General features: G+C 62.7%; 18 protein-coding genes. 9 read left to right on the top strand and 9 right to left on the bottom strand.

Annotation, left to right across the window (positions count from 1 at the left end; all coding sequences use genetic code 11):
- Positions 1-1,011, bottom strand: a complete 1,011-nt coding sequence (trpD, locus tag NKI54_RS27440) for an anthranilate phosphoribosyltransferase (protein WP_023674955.1) — start codon at positions 1,009-1,011, stop codon at positions 1-3.
- Positions 1,008-2,900, bottom strand: coding sequence for a SurA N-terminal domain-containing protein (locus NKI54_RS27435; RefSeq protein ID WP_352636746.1), 1,893 nt, complete (start codon positions 2,898-2,900; stop codon positions 1,008-1,010). The genes trpD and NKI54_RS27435 overlap by 4 nt, the downstream gene beginning before the upstream one ends.
- 142 nt (positions 2,901-3,042) lie before the next feature.
- On the opposite strand from NKI54_RS27435, the gene tpiA reads away from it, so the two are divergent.
- From tpiA to NKI54_RS27410, 5 genes are all read left to right on the top strand, one after another.
- On the top strand, positions 3,043-3,810 hold the full coding sequence (tpiA, locus tag NKI54_RS27430; protein ID WP_352448837.1) for a triose-phosphate isomerase: 768 nt from the start codon (positions 3,043-3,045) through the stop codon (positions 3,808-3,810).
- A gap of 163 nt (positions 3,811-3,973) precedes the next feature.
- The gene (secG, locus tag NKI54_RS27425; protein WP_254817294.1) at positions 3,974-4,426 is read left to right on the top strand and encodes a preprotein translocase subunit SecG; all 453 of its coding nucleotides are present in this window, start codon (positions 3,974-3,976) and stop codon (positions 4,424-4,426) included.
- A gap of 199 nt (positions 4,427-4,625) precedes the next feature.
- On the top strand, positions 4,626-5,744 hold the full coding sequence (locus NKI54_RS27420; protein ID WP_352692742.1) for a L,D-transpeptidase: 1,119 nt from the start codon (positions 4,626-4,628) through the stop codon (positions 5,742-5,744).
- 147 nt (positions 5,745-5,891) lie between these two features.
- Complete coding sequence (gene pyrG, locus NKI54_RS27415) at positions 5,892-7,520, top strand: CTP synthase (protein WP_352692741.1); 1,629 nt, start codon at positions 5,892-5,894, stop codon at positions 7,518-7,520.
- 11 nt (positions 7,521-7,531) lie between these two features.
- Positions 7,532-8,071, top strand: coding sequence for a DUF1697 domain-containing protein (locus tag NKI54_RS27410; RefSeq protein WP_352458119.1), 540 nt, complete (start codon positions 7,532-7,534; stop codon positions 8,069-8,071).
- Between the two features lie 29 nt (positions 8,072-8,100).
- Here NKI54_RS27410 and NKI54_RS27405 read toward each other — a convergent pair whose 3' ends face one another.
- The 3 genes from NKI54_RS27405 to NKI54_RS27395 all read right to left on the bottom strand — a co-directional run bounded on the left by NKI54_RS27405 (position 8,101) and on the right by NKI54_RS27395 (position 10,864).
- Positions 8,101-9,531, bottom strand: coding sequence for an NCS1 family nucleobase:cation symporter-1 (locus NKI54_RS27405; RefSeq protein ID WP_352636756.1), 1,431 nt, complete (start codon positions 9,529-9,531; stop codon positions 8,101-8,103).
- Positions 9,532-9,751: 220 nt separating this feature from the next.
- Entirely contained in the window at positions 9,752-10,144 is a 393-nt protein-coding gene (locus NKI54_RS27400) for an MmcQ/YjbR family DNA-binding protein (RefSeq protein ID WP_352568681.1), read from the bottom strand.
- A gap of 27 nt (positions 10,145-10,171) precedes the next feature.
- On the bottom strand, positions 10,172-10,864 hold the full coding sequence (locus tag NKI54_RS27395; protein ID WP_352568680.1) for a TetR/AcrR family transcriptional regulator: 693 nt from the start codon (positions 10,862-10,864) through the stop codon (positions 10,172-10,174).
- A gap of 135 nt (positions 10,865-10,999) precedes the next feature.
- Here NKI54_RS27395 and NKI54_RS27390 point away from each other — a divergent pair, with 135 nt between their 5' ends.
- Genes NKI54_RS27390 through NKI54_RS27380 form a run of 3 tightly spaced genes read left to right on the top strand, consistent with a single transcriptional unit; the run spans position 11,000 to position 13,926 of the window.
- Positions 11,000-12,010, top strand: coding sequence for an efflux RND transporter periplasmic adaptor subunit (locus NKI54_RS27390; RefSeq protein ID WP_502898067.1), 1,011 nt, complete (start codon positions 11,000-11,002; stop codon positions 12,008-12,010).
- A 6-nt stretch (positions 12,011-12,016) separates the two neighbouring features.
- Complete coding sequence (locus tag NKI54_RS27385; protein ID WP_352593659.1) at positions 12,017-13,258, top strand: ABC transporter permease; 1,242 nt, start codon at positions 12,017-12,019, stop codon at positions 13,256-13,258.
- Entirely contained in the window at positions 13,255-13,926 is a 672-nt protein-coding gene (locus NKI54_RS27380; protein WP_352593657.1) for an ABC transporter ATP-binding protein, read from the top strand. Before NKI54_RS27385 ends, NKI54_RS27380 begins: the two co-directional genes overlap by 4 nt.
- 17 nt (positions 13,927-13,943) lie before the next feature.
- Here NKI54_RS27380 and otsB read toward each other — a convergent pair whose 3' ends face one another.
- From otsB to NKI54_RS27360, 4 genes are all read right to left on the bottom strand, one after another.
- Entirely contained in the window at positions 13,944-14,705 is a 762-nt protein-coding gene (gene otsB, locus NKI54_RS27375; protein ID WP_352593655.1) for a trehalose-phosphatase, read from the bottom strand.
- Complete coding sequence (locus tag NKI54_RS27370; protein WP_352636744.1) at positions 14,702-16,483, bottom strand: alpha,alpha-trehalose-phosphate synthase (UDP-forming); 1,782 nt, start codon at positions 16,481-16,483, stop codon at positions 14,702-14,704. The genes otsB and NKI54_RS27370 overlap by 4 nt, the downstream gene beginning before the upstream one ends.
- A 179-nt stretch (positions 16,484-16,662) precedes the next feature.
- Positions 16,663-18,825, bottom strand: coding sequence for an amylo-alpha-1,6-glucosidase (locus NKI54_RS27365; RefSeq protein WP_023674970.1), 2,163 nt, complete (start codon positions 18,823-18,825; stop codon positions 16,663-16,665).
- 47 nt (positions 18,826-18,872) lie between these two features.
- Positions 18,873-19,934, bottom strand: a complete 1,062-nt coding sequence (locus NKI54_RS27360) for a glycosyltransferase family 4 protein (protein WP_352568676.1) — start codon at positions 19,932-19,934, stop codon at positions 18,873-18,875.
- Here NKI54_RS27360 and NKI54_RS36530 point away from each other — a divergent pair.
- Positions 19,824-20,492: a DUF982 domain-containing protein gene (locus tag NKI54_RS36530; protein WP_502896931.1), complete on the top strand. Its 669-nt coding sequence runs from the start codon at positions 19,824-19,826 to the stop codon at positions 20,490-20,492. The two genes, NKI54_RS27360 and NKI54_RS36530, sit on opposite strands and share 111 nt — an antisense overlap.
- Positions 20,493-20,620: the final 128 nt, after the last annotated feature.

Raw genomic sequence — 20,620 nt, 5'->3', positions numbered from 1 at the left:
TTAACCGTTCGAAATCTCGATCAGCCTATCGAGCACTTTCAGCGCGCGGCCGCTGTCGATGGCCTGCGCCGCCGTTACCATGCCGTCGGCAAGCGTCGTCGCTTTGCCGGCCACCACCAGCCCGGCGCCGGCATTCATCAGCACCGTATCGCGAAAGGCGCCGGCGGCGCCGCCCAGCATGTCGCGCAGTGCCTGGGCGTTGTGGGCGGCGTCGCCGCCGCGCAACTCGTCCTTGGTGTGACGCGTCAGCCCGACTGCTTCCGGGGTCAGCGTAAAGCTGCGGATCTCGCCGCCGGCCAGTTCGGCGACAAGTGTCTCGCCGGTGGTGGTGATCTCGTCATAGCCGTCGCCATGGACGATCCAGGCATGGTCGGCACCAAGTTCCTTCAACGTTTCTGCCACGGGCATGATCCATTCGGGCAGGAACACGCCGACCATCTGCCGTCTGACACTCGCCGGATTGGAAAGCGGGCCCAGCAGGTTGAAGATGGTGCGGGTTCCGAGCTCGACCCGGGTCGGGCCGACATGCTTCATCGCCGGGTGATGCGCCGGCGCGAACATGAAGCCGACGCCGGCCTCGTGGATGCAGCGGCCGATCGTCTCCGGAGGGATGTCGATCTTGACGCCCAATGCGATCAGCACATCGGCGGCGCCGGTCAGCGAGGACAGTCCGCGATTGCCGTGCTTGGCGACGGGCACGCCGCTGCCGGCGATGACGAAAGCGGATGCGGTCGAAATGTTGACGCTGTGCGAATTGTCGCCGCCGGTGCCGACAATGTCGATGGCGCCCTCGGGGGCTTCGACACGTAGCATCTTGGCGCGCATGGTGGCGACGGCGCCGGCGATCTCGCTGACGGTCTCACCGCGCACGCGCAATGCCATCAAGAAGCCGCCGATCTGGCCGGGGGTAGCATCGCCCGACATGATAATGTCGAAGGCCTCGCGCGCCTCCTCGAAAGAAAGAGCGCTGCCGGCGGCGACCTTGGCGATGTGGATCTTCAGCGCGCTCATCTGGCCAGGGCTTGGGTTACGGCCGTCTGATCGATGCGGACGTCATATTGCGTCTGCAACTGCGCCACCAACTGGTCGAGCAGGTCGTCGGACATGCCGGAGGTGAAGGACTTCTGTGCGTCCTCGGGTACTGAGCTGGCATCGGCCCCGGCAGGCTCGAACACCTCGGCAACCTTGAACAGGATCTGTCCGTCGCCCGTAGGTGAGGGGATCAGCCCGGTGCCGCCTTCGCCGACGCCGAACATCGCGGCGGCCCCTTCCTTGCCGAAATCGACGTCGTCAGCATCGCGCTTGACGCCGCGCTTGGTCTGCTTTTCGAGCTTGAGCTCACCGGCGATCACCTCGAGCGTGGCGCCAGCCTTGAGACGCTTCTCGAGATCCTGTGCTTTTGCGGTGAGCCGTTTGGTGGTCTCCGCCGCGGTCCAGTCGGCCACGACTTTCTGGCGGACTTCGTCCAATGTGCGGTCGCGGGCAGGCGTGATCGCGCTCACGTCGTAGAAGACGAAGCCGTTATCGGCGGTGGTGAGGCCTTCATTGTCGGTTCCGGGTTCGGATTCGAACACCGCCTTGATGAGTGCCGGCGATTCCGGCAGGTCTTTGACGATGCTTCCATCCGGCCGTTGGCCGGTGCGATCGATGGCATCGATGGTGACGACCTTCAGCTTCAATTTGGCGGCTGCCTCGGCGAGCGAACTGCCCGAGGCGCGCGTATCCTCGTAATTGTCGTGCACGTCCAGCAAGATGCGGCTTGCCTCGCCCAGTGCCAGGTCCTTGCGGATCTGCTCGGATACTTCGGCCAGCGGCTTCACCACTTCCGGCTTGATCTCGGTGACGCGCAGCAGAACGGGACCAAATGCGCCTTGTACGACCGGGCTGACCTCATTGACGTTGAGCTTGAAGGCAGCGTCGGCGACCGCCTTGTCGGCGATCTTGTCCTTGGCCAGCGTGCCGAGCAGCGTGTCGGCCGGCGTCTTGCCTTCGGCAGTGACGATCTTGTCGAAGGTCGCGCCGGTCCTGAGCGAATCGAGCGCCGCCTTTGCGGCATCAGGTGTCTTGAACACAAGCTGCTCGATGGTGCGCATCTCCGGCGTGGTGTAGCGCGCCTTGTTCTTATTGTAGTCGTCGCTGACCTGTTGGTCGGTCACCGCGCTCAAATCCATGATGTCTTCCGGTTCGAGCCTGACATAGGAGAACTTACGGTATTCGGGCGCGGCGTAGGTTTTCTTGTTTTCCTCGAAATAGGCCGAAAGCGCGCTGTCGGACGGCGCTTCTATCGGCTCGACAAGCGATTTCGGCAAGGTCAGGTAGTCGATGGTGCGATCTTCGCCGCGATAGAGCGCGACCGCCTTGAAGAATGTATCCGGGGCCTTGAGGCCGTCCGAAACCGCCTCGACGATCTGCTGGCGGACCGCGACCTGGGCGCGGTTCTTCAAATAGTCTTCCGGCCGCATGCCGATCTGCCGAAGCAGGTACTCGAAGGTTCTCCTGTCGAAGCTTCCGGCAGGCCCTTTGAACGCCGGGTCTTCACGCGTCAGTTCGGCGAGCCGGTCCTTTGACAGGCCGAGTCCGAGCTTGCGGGCCTGCTCGTCGAGGACAGCGCCCGACACGAGTTGCGCCAGCACCTGGTTGTCGATGCCGAGCGCCGTCGCTTGCTCACGGCTGATGCGCTGGCCGAATTGCTGCGACATGACGCTGAGCTGGCGATCGTAGGCGAGGCGGTATTCGTTGATCGAGACCTTGGTGCCTCCGGCCGTGATCACGGCATCATGGCCGGCAAGACCGCCCATCAGGCGGCCCGAGATGCCCCAGACGGCGAAGCTCAACACCAACAATGACAGCAGCAGTTTAGCGACCCAGGTCCCCGCCGCGCTTCTCAACATACCAAGCATGAGTACTTCCGATTTTTGTGCATTTCGCATGCGCCGAGTCTGAAACAAGCGCAATAGCGCCCTTCCTGCCCACTGTCGATTGCTTTGTGGCCTGATTTTGATAGTGAGGGCCAGCTGGAAATTGCCCGGAGAAACAAATCCCATGACGCCTGGAATCCGCCCGCTCGTCGCCGGCAACTGGAAAATGAACGGCACTAGCGCCTCGCTCAACGAGCTCAGGATGATCGGCAACGGCTTCATGAGTGGGCTCGACGCCGAGACCGAAGCGGTGGTCTGCGTGCCGGCGACCTTGCTTGCGCACGCCGCCGAGATTCTGTCGCGCACGCCGGTGCGGGCCGGCGGAGAGGATTGCCACACGGAGGAAAGCGGCGCCTATACCGGCTGCATTTCGGCCGAGATGCTGAAGGATGCAGGTGCCAGCCATGTCATCGTCGGCCATTCCGAATGCCGCGCCGATCGCAAGGAGGACGATGCCTTGGTCCAGGCCAAGGCCTCCGCCGCATGGCGCGCCGGGCTGGTGGCCATCATCTGCATTGGTGAGACAAGAGCCGAACGAGAAGCAGGAGCCACGCTCGACGTGCTGTCGCGCCAGGTCGCTGGCTCGGTCCCGCCAAACGCCACGGGTTCCAACACCGTCATTGCCTATGAGCCAATATGGGCGATTGGGACCGGCTTGACCCCGACCGCCGCCGACGTCGCCGAGGCACATGCGCATATCCGCGAAGAACTGGCACGGAAGCTCGGCAATACGGCGGCCAAGATGCGCATTCTCTACGGCGGCTCGGTCAAGCCGTCCAACGCCGTCGAGTTGCTCGGCGTCAGGAATGTCGATGGCGCGCTGGTCGGCGGCGCCAGCCTAAAGGCGGCGGACTTCCTCGGCATCGCGGAAGCCTATCGAAATATTGCTTGATACAAGGGCTGCTTGCTGCATTTGAGCGGACGGCCGGCGCCGAAATCGTTGCAAAGGACGCATTGCTTCCCATATTCCGGCCACGGGCTTGGAAATGCCGTCAAAGCATTGTATTGAGCCGCCTCCAAATCAGCGGCCGCACAAGGCCTTGCCAGGGTAAATTATGGAAACCGTACTGATCGTCGTCCACCTCATGGTCGTGCTCGCGCTTGTCGGCGTGGTGCTGCTGCAGCGCTCCGAAGGCGGCGGCCTCGGCATCGGCGGCGGATCGGGCTTCATGACCGCGCGTGGCGCCGCCAATGCGCTGACGCGGGCGACGGCGATCCTGGCTGCCGCTTTCTTCGTCACTTCGCTGACACTGTCGATCGTTGCGCGCTATGGCGAGAAGCCGATCGACATTCTCGATCGCGTGCCGGCGACCTCGGACGGAGCAGGCAAGGGCGTACTCAACCAATTGCCTGGAACCACGACGCCGACGCCGCCTTCGGGCACCACGGCGCCGACCCCGCCGTCCGGCAATGGCGCGGCAACGACGCCGCCGGCAACCGCTCCGGCGACGCCGCCAGCGACAAACGGCGCCACCGCGCCGGCCACGCCGCAGGTCCCCAACCAGTAATAGGGCAACTTATGCCGCGATCTGTTGTCGTTTGAACACAGTCGCGGCAAATGCCGCACGATCACGAAGATTCGACTGCGCCTCACGCTTGAGGCGCTTCCGGCTAATCGATTATACGTTGCACGCGGCATTCTCGGCGTCCTTGGGGGGCGCCGGGCGACGCCGTGGGCAACAAGCATTGAACGATCGGATCTTCCCCATGCAGCTTCGCAGCTTCATTTTTGCCGGCCTTTGTGCCGTGCTCAGCCTAGGTGCGCCCGCTTACGCGGCCATGCCGGCGGCAAACTCGGCCCACAAAGCCGCAACAACAACCGACGTCGTCAAGGTCGCTGCCAAAAGCGATGCAGCGCAATTGAAGCTTCTCAAGAAGAAGAAAGATCCGACGCCGGACGACCTTGCGCAGATCCGCAAGATCGAAGCCAAGATCGCAGCCGACAAGGAAGCCGCTCGCGCCAAGGCACTCGAAGCCAGGAAGCTGGCGATGCGCGAGGCGGCGAAAGCCAAAGCCGATGCGGAACGGCAGGCGTTCCTTGCCAAGAAGAGCCAGCCGCTCGCAACGGCCAAGGTGGCTGACGCCACGCCGGCCAAGAAGAAGACCGTCAACATCGAACCGATTACGCCCATTGCGCCGATCCAGTCGGCCGAGCCGATCCCGGCCGAGGCCATGAACGTTGCGCTGACCGGCAACAATGGCGAGTTGCGCAGCGAACCGGTCGGGCAGAAGCCGCAGAGCGTCGGGCTGTTCGCGGGACTGTTCGGCGGCACATCCTCTTCGTCGATGTCGCTGCTTCCGGAAACACGCGCGCTCGACGCCGCGCTCGAAAGGAAGCAGGCCAAGCGGCAGTTCAAGGTCAAGCCGGAATTCGTGCCGCAGGAGGTCGAATTCACCGGCTACAACGCCGGCACCATCGTCATCGATACCAGCGCCCGTCGTCTCTACCTCGTCGAATCATCGTCAACCGCCCGCCGTTATGCCATCGCGGTCGGCCGGGAAGGCCTGCAGTTCAAGGGTACGGTTGCCGTCGGCGACAAGCAGGAATGGCCGCGCTGGATTCCGACGCTGGATATGCAAAAGCGCGAACCCAAGCACTATGGCCAGTACAAGGACGGCATGCCCGGCGGCGGCGACAATCCGCTCGGTGCGCGCGCCATTTATCTCTACGACGGCAAGAAGGATACCCACCTGCGCATTCACGGCACCATCGCGCCGCAGTCGATCGGAACCAGCGCCTCCAATGGCTGCTTCCGCATGATCAACGAGCACGTCATGGACCTTTACCGCCGGGTGAAAGTAGGCACCAAAGTCGTCATCATCTGACGCTTTGACAGATCGTGCCAAAAGGGCCGGCCTCGCCGGCCCTTTTGTTTTGATACGCCAACGACCAGAGCGCCTTCTTGGGAAAAAGCCTTCGCGGCGGTTTTTTCTCTGGCGGAATCAATTCGGCCGCGTTAAGCGATGACTCCCATGGCGCGATATGTATTCATCACAGGCGGCGTGGTTTCCTCACTTGGAAAAGGCATTGCTGCAGCGGCCCTTGGGGCTCTCTTGCAGGCGCGGGGCTATCGCGCACGCATCAAAAAGCTCGATCCCTATCTCAATGTCGATCCCGGCACGATGTCGCCCTATCAGCACGGCGAAGTCTTCGTGACCGATGACGGGGCCGAGACCGATCTCGATCTTGGCCATTATGAGCGCTTCACCGGCCGCTCGGCCAACCAGCAAGACAACATCACCACCGGCCGGATCTATAAGAACATCATCGAGCGCGAGCGGCGCGGCGACTATCTCGGCGCTACCGTGCAGGTCATTCCGCACGTCACCGACGAGATCAAGAATTTCGTCCTCAACGGCAATGACGACTACGATTTCGTGCTGTGCGAGATCGGCGGCACCGTCGGCGACATCGAAGCGATGCCGTTCCTGGAGGCGATCCGCCAGCTCGGCAACGACCTGCCGCGCAACAACGCCGTCTACGTCCACCTGACCTTGATGCCTTACATTCCGACGGCAGGCGAACTGAAGACCAAGCCGACGCAGCATTCGGTCAAGGAGTTGCGCGGCATCGGCATTGCACCCGACATACTGCTGGTCCGCGCCGACCGGCCGATCCCCAAGGAAGAGCGCAGAAAGCTGTCGCTGTTCTGCAATGTCCGCGAAAGCGCCGTCATCCAGGCGCTCGACGTCCCGCATATCTACGACGTGCCGATGGCCTATCACAATGAAGGGCTGGATTCGGAAGTGCTGGCCGCCTTCGGCATCGATCCGGCGCCGAAGCCCCGCATGGAACGGTGGCAAGCGGTGTCCAACCGCATCCACAATCCGGAAGGCGAAGTGACCATTGCCGTCGTCGGCAAATATACCGGCCTCAAGGACGCCTACAAATCGCTGATCGAGGCGCTGTCGCATGGCGGCCTCGCCAACCGGGTCAAGGTCAAGCTCGACTGGATCGAAAGCGAGATATTCGAGAAGGAAGACCCGGCGCCGAGGCTGGAGAAGGTCCATGGCATTCTCGTCCCCGGCGGTTTTGGCGAGCGCGGCTCTGAGGGCAAGATCCTGGCGGCGAAGTTCGCGCGCGAACGCAAGGTGCCGTATTTCGGCATCTGCTTCGGCATGCAGATGGCCTGCATCGAGGCGGCGCGTTCGCTGGCCGGCGTCGAGCGCGCATCATCGACCGAGTTCGGTCCAACCGAGGAGCCGGTCGTCGGCTTGATGACCGAATGGCTGAAGGGCAACATGCTGGAAAAGCGCAGGGAAACCGGCGACCTTGGTGGTACCATGCGGCTCGGTGCCTACCAGGCCGACCTCGCCAAGGGATCGAAGATCGCCGAGATCTATGGCGATACCCAGATTTCCGAACGCCATCGCCACCGCTACGAGGTCAATGTCGACTACAAGGAGCGGCTCGAGGATTGCGGCCTGGTGTTTGCCGGCATGTCGCCGGACGGCGTGCTACCGGAAACGGTCGAATATCCCGGCCACCCCTGGTTCATCGGCGTGCAGTACCATCCCGAGTTGAAAAGCCGGCCGCTCGATCCGCACCCGCTGTTTGCCAGCTTCATCGAGGCGGCGGTAGAGCAGTCGCGGCTGGTCTAGACTAACCGCCCATGCAAACTTACGTCGCGCTGCTCTACAGCATTGTCCTGGGCGAGGGGCGGCGGGTCGTCATGTCCGATCTGAAGGCGATGGCCGAAGGCCTGGGTCTGAATAAGCCGCGCACGCTGGTAGCGACCGGCAATCTGGTCTTCGAGGCGCAAGAAACAGAACTTGCGGCGTTGGAGCAGCGGCTGGAGGCGGCGTTCGCAAAGATTTTCGGCCGCCACGTCGACATCATCGTGCGCCGCGCCGACGGCTGGCTAAGGCTGGCGGCCGGCAATCCGTTCCCAGCTGAATCGGCCGAGGCCGCGGACCAGGTGGCGGTGCGCGTGATGCGAGCGCCCGTTCCCGCCGAGACCGCCGCGGCGCTTGAGGCATATGCCGGCAAGGACGAGAAGCTGCGGATTGTCGGCGGCGACATCTGGATCGTCTTTTCCCGCGAGATGCCGAGTTCGCGGCTGCTTGCGGCGGTGAGCCACAAACGCCTCGGCATTGGCACGTCGCGCAACTGGAACACCGTGCGCCGCCTGGCCGAAATGATCGCAGAATGAACGGGGCGGCTCGCGCCGCCCGAGTCTGTTCAGGCCTTGGCTATCCTGGCTCCGGCACCGAGTGCCATCGTGCGCAGCACGTAGTAGATGACGCCGGCAATTGCCACGCCGAAGAACCAGCCATAGACGCCCCACCATGACGGCAGCAGGCTGGTGAAGTTGGGCAGGATCGAGGAGAAGACCGCGCCGATACCGGCGGCGATGAAGGCATTGACATGCCAGCCGCCCTGAAAGCGGAATTCGCCATTCTCCCTGTAGAGTGCCTCGACGTCGACCTCGCCCTTCCGGATCAGGTAATAGTCGACCATCATCACGCCGAAGATAGGCCCCATCGTCGCGCCAATGATGTTGACGAAGGAGGCGGCACTGCCTTCCCAGGGCGCGAATGGATAGAGCACCAGCGCGATCAGCGCCGCGATGTAGCCGCCCTTCTTGAAGTCGATCTGGCGTGGAAAGACATTGGAGAAGTCGAAGGCCGGCGACACGAAGTTCGCCACCACATTGATGCCGAGCGTCGCCACCGCAAAGGTCAGGGCTGCGAGCGCCGCCAGGAACCAGCTGTCGAATTTCGCCGAAATCTGGTCGGGATGCAGCAGCACCTCGCCATAGACGTCGAAGGCGGCGATCGTGGTGACGCCGGCGACCAGCGAGAACAGGATAAGATTGACCGGCAGGCCCCAGATGTTGCCCTTGCGCAGCGATGCCTTGTCCGGGGCGTAGCGCGCGAAATCGCAGAAGTTGAGATAGAGCGCGGAGAAATAGGTCACCCAGATCGCGGCCACCGCAAACAGCGAGGTCCAGGAGCCCGGCGTGCCCGGCACGCCCGCGTCCTTTGTCTTTTCCAGCAGCGCATCCATCGGGATGTCGCTGGTGAAAGCGAAGGTGCCTGCCTTGATGCAAAGATAGATCGCCAGGATCAGCATCATCACCCACACCGCCGGTCCGGCCCAGTCCTGGAAGCGGCGCACCGTTTCCATGCCCCTCTGGATGATCAGGAGCTGCAGCGCCCAGATGACGGCGAAGCAGATCACCTCGAGCCCGGAGTGGCCGAGGAAATGGGTGCTCTGGTTGAAGTCGGCGAACCATTGCGAGCGGATCAGCAGGGCTACGATCGCCCCGGAGGCCGCCGCCGTCTGCGCGCCGTACCAGAAGCAGGCGACGACGGCGCGCACCAGCGCCGGTATGTTGGCGCCCCAGATGCCGAAGGAGGCACGCGCCAGGACAGGGTAGGGCACCCCGGTCTTCACGCCGGCATAGCCGACCATGTTCATTAACGCATAGATGATCAGCGAGCCGATACCGATGGCGATGATGAAGTTGACGAAGCCGCCGCAGAACAGGAACAGGCTGGCAGCGAGATAGTAGCCCCACAGGCTGTGGACGTCCGACGTCCAGACGTTGAAGATCGAGAACGGTCCCCAGTTTCGAACCTTCGCCGGTGCGAGATCCTCATTGTACAGGTCCGGTCATGCGCCTTGTATGGTCATTGCTATGTCCTCCCCTTGTTACCGCACGCGCCTCCACGCATGGCACGCAGGTTAAGCCTGACGCAGGGGAACCGGCAAGCAGACGATTTGCCGGCTTTGGACTTAAAGACATTCAATGAAAAAGGCGCTTATCGGCGTGGCGTCGTTGAGCTTCTAGCGCCGACGATTCGTGGGGTGACACCGATCGCTCGACCTAAGCTCGCGAGTCCACCTTGTGCGTGATCAGGGCGGCAAGCTTTTTGGGCGCTTGTGCGCGATAACTCTCATCGAGCCATGACTTCAGTTGTCCGATCGGTGGCAGTTCGTCCGGTGCTGGTTCGAACGTCACCCATCCGCTCTTGCCAAGGCCATACTCTGTCGGCGACGCATAGTGGAGCTTTCTCGCCTCGTCGCCGCTGTAGGGGAGTTTGAGGGAGATGCTGAACGGTTCGCCTTCAAGGCTCAAATAAGCAAAGGTCTTTCCTTTCACCGCGAGATCGTCGTGACCAGGCCACGGAGTCTTTGTCTCGGCGCCCGGATAGGTGAGGCCGAAGGCACGCAGTTCCTTGAGAACGGCATCGGTCGAAGCGCGCGATTTCCTACTCATCAACTCTCCTCCATCGCTGTCAGCGGTTTACGGTCCGGCTTCGAGAAAAGCCCGGGCAAAACCGGGCTGCACGGCTTCTATCGTTCCATCGGGCAACTTCAAAAGCCGGTCGATTGCGATGCCGTAGAGCCGCAATCGGCCCTCGAGCAGCCGCGCTGCTTCGTCGATATTACCCTGTTCGGCCTGTAGCAGGGCGCGGTGCATCACGTCCCGAAAGGTCAGCCGGAGTTGCAGGAACATCTCGGCAAAAGCTTGCGGGTCGGGCACGTCGAGAATGCCTTCCTCGCTTCCCTTCCTGAGCAGATTTGTGATTATCGGCTCGGCCAGTTCCCTGGCCGCCTGGTCGACCCGATGGAAGAGGGCAAGGTTCTCGGGCCGGAACACGACGAAGAACGTTTTTCGCAATTGCGGGGCAAGCTCGACGTTCAGCCGTCGCGAGCCGGCAAAGAGTGCATTGAGCCGGCCAATCCCATCGAGTGACGGATCGTCGAGGAGGGGTTGCAGCTCGGCAAGGCTGTCACGTGCGAGACGTCTGGCGAGCGCCTCCAGCAGGGCCTCCTTCGACGCGAAATAGTGATAGAACGCACCCTTCGACAAGCCGGCCTCGCGGATGATGTCGTTCACCGTCGTGTTGTCGTAGCCATGCTCGAAGAAAAGCCGCTGGGCACAGTCGAGGAGCTCGGTGGATCGTATCTCCGGGGGCTTTATCACTCGGGGCAAAATCGACCTCACAAAGTACAGGGGGCAAGAGGAGCACGAACCGTTTCTTTATGCAACTTTTATAGACCGACGGTCGGTCTAATGCTATGTCTGCCACCGCTCCGCGTTCGCATTCGATGGTGGAAGGAGAGCTTCTTGCGACGGATACGCTGGACTGTCGGCATCGTTCTTGTCGCGGCGACTGCTGCTTTCGGCGCTTGGTATGTGTGGCAGCCGGCCAAGGTTTCGATCGTGACGCCACAACGCGGCGACGCGGCGGAGATCGTTTACGCGAGTGGCTCAGTCGAGCCGCGAACCTGGGCCAAGGTGACTCCCGTTGTCCGCGAGAGGATCGTCGAGCAGTGTAATTGCGAGGGGTCGAGGGTTGCACAAGGCGATGTGCTCGCCAAGCTCGACGACAGCGAGGCCCGGGCCGTGCTTGGCGAGATCGAAGCGCGTCAAGCACTTGCCCAGGAAGAGCTCCGGAGGCTGACCGTGCTTGCCGAAAGGCGTGCGGCAAGCCAGCAGGCGCTCGATCGCGCGCAAAGCGAGCTTGGCCAGATCGAAGCGCTGGTTGCCGGACAGAAAGCGCGGCTCGACACCTACGTCTTACGAGCGCCGAGCGCCGGTATCGTGCTCAGGCAGGACGGCGAGGTCGGTGAGATCGCCGAACTCGGCGCCGTGTTGTTCTGGGTCGGCGAGCCGAAGCCGCTCCTGGTGGTCGCCGAGGTCAACGAGGAGGACATTCCACGGGTCGAGATCGGCCAGCGCGCGCTGCTTAAATCCGATGCGTTCCCTCGGCAGAATCTGGAAGCGGTGGTCGACAGCATCACGCCCAAGGGCGATCCGGTGACGAAGACCTATCGCGTCCGCTTCCGCCTGCCGGACAATACGCCGCTTCGTATAGGCATGTCGACCGACGTGAACATCGTCATCCGCGTTTCGAAAAATGCGCTGTTGATCCCGTCGGTTGCGGTGGATGGGAACAAGGTGTTCGTAGTCGAAGGCGACAAGGCCTGGCGGCGTGAAATCCGAACGGGCATTCGCGGCACCAATGGCGTCGAAGTTATCTCTAGTGTCGATGAGAAGGCTCGCGTCATCTCGCCCTATCCCGCTGACCTCGGCGACGGTGCGCGCGTGAACATCGCCGCCGCGCAGGAGAGATAGGCAACGATGGCGCTGATCGTCGACATTGCCGTAACGCATATCGCCGGCCGCGGCCGCCAGACGCTGGTCGCCATAGTCGGCGTCGCGGTGGGTGTCGGCTTCTCAATTGCGATGGCGGCGCTGATGCAGGGCGGGCAGGACGATTTCGTCAGGCAGCTCGTCGACACGATGCCGCATGTCGACATCACCGACGAGCAGCGCACCGCCCGCCGGCAGCCGGCCGAGGACTACTTCGAGACCGCCGCCATCTCGGGGCTCCGGCCACGCGACGATCGGCGCGGCATCATCAACCCGACCGCCGCGACCTCCTGGCTGGAGAGCTGGATTCCCGGCCGGTTCGCAGCAAGCCTAAAGACGCAGGGCGTGATCCGCTATTCCAGCCGCGAAGTGGGCGCAGCTATCATCGGGGTCGATCCGCAGCGCGAGACCGGCGTTTCACCGATCGTCGGAGAGTTCGTCGAAGGCAGCTTTTCGGCACTTGCCGCGGGCGGCAACAACGTGCTCATCGGCGACACGATGGCGAACCGGCTCGGCGCCGGGTTCGGCGACACGATAACGGCGGTTTCCTCCGAAGGGCTGACGCGCAATTTCAAGATCGCCGGACTTTTCCACACCGGCACTACCGCGCGCGACGAAGGCGAAGCTTATGTGCTTTTGAAGAACGCGCAAATCCTCTCCGCGCGTCCGAATGCCATCAACGAGATCCGCATCAAGCTCGACGACCCCAACCGCGCTGCGGCGGTGGCGCATCGAGCCGAGGCCGAACTGGGCTACAAGGCCGTGGCGTGGCAGGAGGCGAATGAATCGATCCTTGAAGCGCTCGTCGTGCGCAACGTCATCATGTACACCGTCGTCGGCGCGATCATGCTGGTTGCTGGCTTCGGCATCTACAACATCATCTCCACCATCACGCACGAGAAGGCGCGCGACATCGCCATCATGAAGTCGCTTGGCTTCCCGGAGTCCGACATGCGCCGGCTCTTTTTGCTGGAAGGCGTGGCGATCGGCGCTGCCGGCTCTGTGCTCGGCGGGGTGCTTGGCTTCTCCATGACCTATGCACTGTCGCTGGTGCGTTTCGAGATCGCCGCGACTGGCCAGGAGATGACCCGGCTGCCGATAGCCTGGAGCCTGACCCACTATATCATCGCCTCGGCCTTCGCACTGGGCTCGGCGGCGGTGGCTGGCTACCTGCCGGCGCGCCGTGCAGCGCGCCTGAATCCGGTCGACATAATAAGAGGCGCGACATGAGCGCACTCATCGAGACCGAGAGACTGACCCGCATCTTGCCAGAGACGGTCCCCGTTACGCTGGTCAAGGACATCACGCTCACGATCAACGACAACGAATTCGTCGCCGTCACCGGTCCCTCCGGCTCCGGCAAGTCCTCGCTGCTCTATCTGCTTGGGCTGCTCGACCGGCCGACAGGCGGGACCTTGAGGATAGGCGGACGCGATAGCGAGCCTATGAATGAAAGGGAGCGGGCGCAGACACGGCTTTCGACGCTGGGCTTCGTCTTCCAGTTTCATTTCCTTCTGCCGGAATTCACGGCGCGCGAAAATGTAGAAATTCCAATGCGCAAGCTTGGTCGGCTGGCCCGACCCGTGATGCGCGAACGGGCTGGCGAGTTGCTGTCATCGCTGGGGCTCGGCGAACATCTCGAAAAGCGGCCGGACCAGCTTTCGGGAGGCCAGCGTCAGCGCGTCGCGGTGGCACGCTCGCTCGCCAACGACCCGCCGCTTATCCTGGCAGACGAGCCGACGGGGAGCCTCGACAGCAAGAGCTCGGAGCAGGTGTTCACAATCCTGCAGAATTTGGTGCGCGAACGCGGCAAGACGGTCGTGGCAGTCACGCATGACCTCGACATGGCCGCACGCATGGATCGCCGCATTCACATGGTGGACGGGAAGATCAGCTGAACCGGGCCACGGCGCGATCAGGCCACCGCCGACGTCTCGAAACTGGCCTCGAGCCAGGCTATTGCGCCGGTCACGTCGTCGAGGGCATAGTTTGCGGCCGTCGGTCCGTTCGGCTTCACGCGGATGGAGATGCCGCCAATTTCATTGATCGCCTCGAAACCGTGTTCGTCCGACGTATCGTCTCCGAGGAATATCGGCCGCCGGCCGACAAAGGGCGGAATGTCCATGAAACGCCGGATGGCAGCACCTTTGACGGCTTCCAAAGGCATGAGCTCGACGCCGGCGTTTCCCGGAAGCACCCGATAACCCTTCGGAAGCCGGGCCAATGCCTGTTCGACGAGCTGGATTGCGGGTGCAAGCAGTTGCGGTGCTGCTCTTGTATGAACGGCAAGGACCGGCCCCTTGCGCTCGACATAGACCTTGCCGCTGCCCAATTCGGCCTCGATCTCGTCCGCAAGGGCGGCGATGTCGGCCGGCGCGTCGGCGGCATCGATCGGACCGCTCGGCGTCAGCCGGTGCTCCAGCCCATACAGTCCGGCGATCCGCAGCTTCAGCGGATGGAACAGCTTGTCCACGGCGGGAATCGACCGGCCGGTGATGAAGGCGACCGCACCATCCAGCCGCCGCTCGATGCGTTCGAGCAGATTGCGCAATTCCTCGCCGACGAACACCGCGTCGGGATGGGCAGCGTGTTCCAGCAGGGTTCCGTCGATGTCGAGGAAGAGCGCCCATTGCCCTTCCGACAGGTTCAACGCCGGCGGTTGTTCAAAGCTTTTCACGACGCTGCCTTCCGAGCCCGCTCGAACATCGAGATGACGTTGTTGGTGTTCGATGGCGGGCGCTCGCCGGTTCCGGTCACCCTGTCGAGATCGCCGCGTTTGCGCAGGCGCGCGGCGTCCAGCAGCATACTGCCGGCCCAGCGGTAGACATTGTTGTCGCGGACCATCTCGCGCATCGGCCGCAAACGTTCGCGCTGCTCTTCCGGCGTCATCGTCAGCGCCTGCAACAGCGCCTCGCTCATCATGGCCGCATCGTAGGGGTTGACGATCAGCGCTTCCAGCAGTTCGCGCGAGGCACCGGCGAAGGTGCTGAGCAAAAGCACGCCCTGTTCGTCGTCGCGCGCTGCGACGAATTCCTTGGCGACAAGGTTCATGCCGTCATGCAGACTGGTGACCATACAGATGTCGGCGGCGCGATAGACCTCGTAGACCTGCTCCTGCCGATGATGTTCGGCGACCATCAGGATAGGGCTGTATGTCTCGCTGCCATAGCGCCGGTTGAGCTCCTCGGCACAGCGGCGGCATTCGTCGTGGAGTTGCTGGTAGGCGGGCAATGTCCCCCGGCTCGGCGCGGCGATCTGCAGGAAAACCACCTTGCCTATCCATTCGGGATATCTCGTGAACAATTCGTCCAAGGCATGGAAGCGATCGAGAATGCCTTTCGTGTAGTCGAGGCGCTCGACGCCAACGCATAGTTTGGTATCCGCAGACAGGCCGAATCTGTCGCGCACGCTGGCGCGGCACTCCTCCACAGACGGCAGTTTTGCCAGCAATTGGGCCGGCCATTCTATGGAAATGGGATAGGCGTGGACCAATGTGGTTTGCCCACCATAGGAGATTGCCGCGTCTGCCCGTTCGATCCGGCTCTCCAGAAAGCGGTCGACACTTTCGGTGAAGTTGTTGGCATGGAATTGGGTATGAAAGCCGATGATCGAACTGCCGAGCAGTCCTTCCAGGATCCGCTCACGCCACGGACAGATGCTGAACACTTCCGAATTGGGCCAAGGGATGTGCCAGAAGGTGATGACTATCGCGTCCGGCAGGCGCTGGCGAATCATGCGTGGCAGCAGCGCAAAATGGTAGTCCTGCACCAGCACGATCGGCCGTTCGTTGCGGGCTTCGGCAACCACCGTATCGGCGAATTTGCGGTTGACGGCCTCGTAGGCGTCCCAGTCCGAGGCGCGAAACACGGGGCGGGTGAAGGCGATATGGCAAAGCGGCCATAGGCCCTCATTAGCGAAGCCCAGATAATAGCCCTGATATTCCTCCTCCGTCAGCCAGACCCTGCGCAGCGTATAGGACGGATTGCCTGGCGGCACCTGCACCCGGTCGTCCTTGTCGACGGTGAGGCGGTCTGCCGTGCCGCCGCCAAAGGCGATCCAGGTGCCGGCACAGGCGCGGGTGATGGGCTCGAGTGCCGAAACCAGCCCGCTGGCCGGCACCAAAAGTTGGACCCCGTCATCCTTGATGTTGTGGATGTAGGGTTCGCGGTTGGACACCACGATGACCTGTGCGTCCGGCAGGTCGTCGGCCAGGATCTTGCGCAAAGTGTCGGGCGACCATGTGACCAGTGCCGCATCGGCCGATTGGCCGTTCTTTTCGAACTCGCGCAGCACCTTGCGTGCCGCTTCCGACGCGACATCCTCGCTCGGCGTGTATGCGGCCGCCGTTGCGCGGCCGCGACGCTGGCGGGATATCGACAGGAGAATGGCAAAAGCGGAAAAGCCAAAACTTGCAATCAGCAAAACCCAGAGCAGGTTTACAGTATAATCTGACATAGAATGTGATCTCGCCTCCGGCCGGCCGATAGCCGTTTTTTTATTTGTTTTCTGGTTCGCCGCCGTATAACAACTGCAGCGTTCCCGCGCCGCCCATTTTTGCAACGCACAAAGAGGCTATCGGTTCCGGACGATTGCAATGCCGCGCGTCATTTTCGACGCGCCGCAGTGCGGCGGCATCAAGTGCGCACGATGAGCGGCACCATCCCCTCATACCGATCGGCGAGAAAGGCGACGACCCGGTCGCCGACACGCTGGAATGTGAGGTCGACCACTGTCGAGCCGACACCTAGATGCCGCAATGTCAGCGTGTCGATGCCGATCGGCAGCCTTGGGCGGGTGACCCGGATTTCGCTGTTCCAGCCGTCGATTTCGAGCCCAAGGCAGGCCTGCATCAGCATGAAGGCCGATCCCGCCGACCAGGCCTGCGGCAGGCACGCGACGGGATAGGCGATGGGCGCTTCGCCCGGCGACCGGGTAAAGCCGCAGAACAGTTCCGGCAGCCGCATGTTGAAATGGACAGCCGATTCGAACGTGCCGCTCATCAGCCTGACTACGCTGTCGCGCACGCCATAACGTGCCAGGCCGGCACCGCACATGGCGGTGTCGTGCGGCCAGATCGAACCATTGTGGTAGGACATCGGATTGAAGAATATCGCATCGTCGGCCAGCGTCCTCACTCCCCAACCAGAGTGGAACGACGCAGAGAGCAGCTGATCGGCGACCATCTGCGCCCGTTCCGGCTCGGGCAGCCCGACAAAGAGAAGATGGCCGGCATTCGACGTCCGTACCTTGCAGAGCTCGCCTGCACCATCGATCGCCAGTGCATAGAAATTGAGATCGTCCATCCAGAAATGGCGTTCCACCGCGGCGCGCATGGTTTCGGCGCGTTCCTCCCAATGATCGGCCTTGTCGTCCTCGCCGCGGCGGCGGGCGAGCGCCGCCAGCCCACGGAACGCGGCAAAGACGTAGCCTTGCACCTCGACCAGGGCGATCGGCCCCTTGGGCATGCGGCCATCGGCATGGAAGACGGAATCGAAACTGTCCTTCCAGCCCTGGTTGGCAAGGCCGGTCTCGGCGCCGCGCTGGTAGGTAACGAAGCCGGTCGCGCGGCTTGTCTCCTCCGTCCATTCGGCCGCTGCACAGAGCGATGGCCACAGGCTGTCGACGAACGCCATGTCGCCGGTACGATCCGCATAGGCGCAAGCGAGATGAATGTAGAGCGGCGTGGTATCGACGCCGCCGTAATAGCGGCCGAACGGGAGCTCCCGCAGTGCCGCCATCTCGCCCTTGCGGGTCTCGTGCATGATCTTGCCCGGCTGCGAATCGCTGAACGGCGACGTTTCGGTCGCCTGATGCTGGGCGAGAAAGGCGAGTACGCCGCGCGCCAGCCCAGGATTCAACCACAGCATCTGCAGTGCGGAAATCACCCCGTCACGGCCAAATGCCGTCGAGAACCAGGGTATGCCGGCATAGGGGTAAGGTCCGGTTGAAAGCTCGGTGGTCAGCAACGCCACGTCCGCGCGCGCGCGTTCGATCCAGTCGTTGAAGACGCGGCCGGAGCTGTGCACCGTCGCGCCGTGGCGGCGTTTGGCGCGCATGCCGAAGCGAGCGCGGGCGGCAGCAGCCCGAAAACGGTCGCGGTCGGGTGTCTCCGCCACTTCCGGGCCGACCTCGATATAGAGGACCTCGCTGCTGCGCTTCGTCACCGCAACCAGGAAATCCGCGCGGCTGGCGGTCAAATTGTCCGGCGCCTGCGAGAACGAGATCGCCGACAGGCGCACGAGCTGGTCCAGCCCGTCATATCGAAGCACCACGGATGTCGGACTGGTCTCGGCGGCGTGGGCTATTCCGCGCTTGAGCCGGGTCGAACCGCGCACCTCGAACATGTCGCGGAAATCTGCTGCGAAATGCAAGGAAACCCGAATGGCCGACGATTCCTGGCTGTAGTTGGAAAGGGTGATGCGCTCGAACAGCCGGTCCTGCCAAAGCAGCCTGACGCGTTCTATGTGGATCGCGCCCTGCGGAATGTCGCGACCACCGACACTCTGGATCGGCAGATTGGTCAGGTTCGAGGTGAAAAGCACATTGTCCTGGCTGAGCGAGGCGCCGAGCAACGACATTTGCCGGCCACCGACCGTCAGCCGGAATTCCGAAAGCACACGCGTGTCGTCTCGGAAAAAGCCATCGCCGGCGCCGCGGATGTCGCCATAGGCGTCGGCCACCGCGAAGCAGTCGGCTTGCTTGAGGGCGAACAGCCGGTGCGGCTCCCGGGGCGCAACCTCGTCGAGGGAGGCAAGGGCTACGGCGGGATCAAGCTTACGCTCGTCGAGTTGATTCATACGTCACAAGCTCTGTCGTTTCGTTCCAACGTCCACAATGACGCCGATCAGGACGCTCTCGCTTCACCGGGAGTACCGATCAGGCGCGCATAGGCAGCCACATAGTCGTGGGCCATTCTCGTGGCAGAAAAACGGTTTTCGAACACGGCTCTCACCTGTCGCCTGTCGAGGCGCAGCAATTCCGGTATCGAGGTGACTGCGGCATCGACCGTATCGACAAGGAAACCGGTCACGCCGTGGTCGATGATCTCCGGCAGGGCACCGCATTTCCAGGCGATTACCGGCGTGCCACAGGCCATAGCCTCTATCGCGGCAAGACCGAACGGCTCCGGCCAATCGATCGGAAACAGCAGGCCGGCCGCCTTGCCGAGGAATTCCGCTTTTCTGTCCTCTTCGATCTCGCCGATATAGTCGACACGGTCGCCGTCGATCAGCGGCTCGACCGTGTCGTGGAAAAAAGGGCGGTCGTCGTCGCCGATCTTTGCTGCAAGCTTCAGTTTCAGCCCGGAGCGCAAGGCGATCTCAATGGCACGCTCCGGGCGCTTGTCGCGCGACAGCCGGCCGAGAAAGGCCAGATACGGCTCGTCCGCATTCGTCTCGAAAGTCGGCTCGTACATATTGATCGGCAGCCCGTGATGGATGGTCGCCAGCCAATTGGCCCTGGGTAGCCCGGTTCTCTGGCTGCGGGAAATGGAGATCATCGGAAAGCGCGGAAAATGTTCGTAGGCCGGGGCTAGGTCGACATAGTCGAGCCTGCCATGCGGTGTCGTCACCGTCCGGTCGGGCATGTGTTCGAAGAAAGGAAAATGCAGGAAGTGGCTGAGATGGAAATGGATGATGTCGAACTGTTGCGCACGGCTCCTCACCTCGGCGAGCATCGAGAGATGCGCCGCGGTTTCGGATTTGTGCGGGCGCGGATCGAGACGGAGCGCGCGCTCGCGACACGCCACCAATTTCGCCGACGTCTTGGTATCGCCGCTGGCGAACAGGGTCACGTCATGGCCAAGCTCGACCAATCCTTCGGTCAGATAGGAGACGATGCGCTCCGTCCCTCCATAGAACCGGGGTGGCACGGATTCATGGAGCGGCGCCACATGGGCTATTCTCATGTTTTGGCATTTCCCTCAAAAAGACTGCTCGTGGCATCGAAATGCATCAGCCGCGCTAACGTTCCCGTACAATGGCAAGATGTCACCCAATTGGGGCAAGATGTCACCCAATTGGAGCTGCCGGGCGCGTCCACCGCTGCTCGTCTCGTGCAGCCAACATTTTTCAGGCCAAGCCCTCTTTTGCCGGGAACCAAAGTCGGGTTCGCGAGTTTAGTGGGGTTCGATCGCACGCATCCGGTCGACGGGGAGGAAATGATGGACCGCTTGCAATTCTTTTCGCCCGTGCGGGTTTTGCGCGGACAGGGACAGCCTGTGGAGGAGATCGACAGCGTTGCCGAAGCAATGGCATTCTTGCGAAAATGGCCGGCGGGGCGGCGCGGGCCGGTTTACCAGTGCGCCGTGAATTGCTGCGCTGCGGCCATGGCCGGCCGGATGTCGGCCGAGGAAGCGAGAAAGGCTTTTGCCGGCTTCGCCCGGATCACCCGCCTGCTCGAGGGCGATCGGCCGTTGCCGATGAGCGGCGAGGATCGGCATCGCGATCACGCCTTGAGGCGATAGCGCCGACTGCCGCAGATGGTCCGAGCAAGGGTGGCATTCAGCCGGAGCGCCCGATCGGCGACCGACGAGCAGCGCCGGCAAGGTGTCGTAGAGCGCTGCCCAGTAGGGGGCGTAAAACTCACGCCGGT

The sequence above is a fragment of the Mesorhizobium sp. M0663 genome (assembly GCF_040320585.1).
Taxonomy (GTDB): Bacteria; Pseudomonadota; Alphaproteobacteria; order Rhizobiales; family Rhizobiaceae; genus Mesorhizobium.
The sequence above is the reverse complement of the archived record's forward strand: the minus strand, read 5'-3'. Positions and strand labels throughout refer to the sequence as shown.

Excerpts from the sequence above, each read along its gene's own strand:
- trpD (WP_023674955.1), bottom strand. The coding sequence starts at position 1,011 with ATGAGCGCGCTGAAGATCCACATCGCCAAGGTCGCCGCCGGCAGCGCT.
- NKI54_RS27435 (WP_352636746.1), bottom strand. The coding sequence starts at position 2,900 with ATGCTTGGTATGTTGAGAAGCGCGGCGGGGACCTGGGTCGCTAAACTG.
- tpiA (WP_352448837.1), top strand. The coding sequence starts at position 3,043 with ATGACGCCTGGAATCCGCCCGCTCGTCGCCGGCAACTGGAAAATGAAC.
- secG (WP_254817294.1), top strand. The coding sequence starts at position 3,974 with ATGGAAACCGTACTGATCGTCGTCCACCTCATGGTCGTGCTCGCGCTT.
- NKI54_RS27420 (WP_352692742.1), top strand. The coding sequence starts at position 4,626 with ATGCAGCTTCGCAGCTTCATTTTTGCCGGCCTTTGTGCCGTGCTCAGC.
- pyrG (WP_352692741.1), top strand. The coding sequence starts at position 5,892 with ATGGCGCGATATGTATTCATCACAGGCGGCGTGGTTTCCTCACTTGGA.
- NKI54_RS27410 (WP_352458119.1), top strand. The coding sequence starts at position 7,532 with ATGCAAACTTACGTCGCGCTGCTCTACAGCATTGTCCTGGGCGAGGGG.
- NKI54_RS27400 (WP_352568681.1), bottom strand. The coding sequence starts at position 10,144 with ATGAGTAGGAAATCGCGCGCTTCGACCGATGCCGTTCTCAAGGAACTG.
- NKI54_RS27385 (WP_352593659.1), top strand. The coding sequence starts at position 12,017 with ATGGCGCTGATCGTCGACATTGCCGTAACGCATATCGCCGGCCGCGGC.
- NKI54_RS27380 (WP_352593657.1), top strand. The coding sequence starts at position 13,255 with ATGAGCGCACTCATCGAGACCGAGAGACTGACCCGCATCTTGCCAGAG.
- NKI54_RS27370 (WP_352636744.1), bottom strand. The coding sequence starts at position 16,483 with ATGTCAGATTATACTGTAAACCTGCTCTGGGTTTTGCTGATTGCAAGT.
- NKI54_RS27365 (WP_023674970.1), bottom strand. The coding sequence starts at position 18,825 with ATGAATCAACTCGACGAGCGTAAGCTTGATCCCGCCGTAGCCCTTGCC.
- NKI54_RS36530 (WP_502896931.1), top strand. The coding sequence starts at position 19,824 with ATGGCCAAGCTCGACCAATCCTTCGGTCAGATAGGAGACGATGCGCTC.
- NKI54_RS27360 (WP_352568676.1), bottom strand. The coding sequence starts at position 19,934 with ATGAGAATAGCCCATGTGGCGCCGCTCCATGAATCCGTGCCACCCCGG.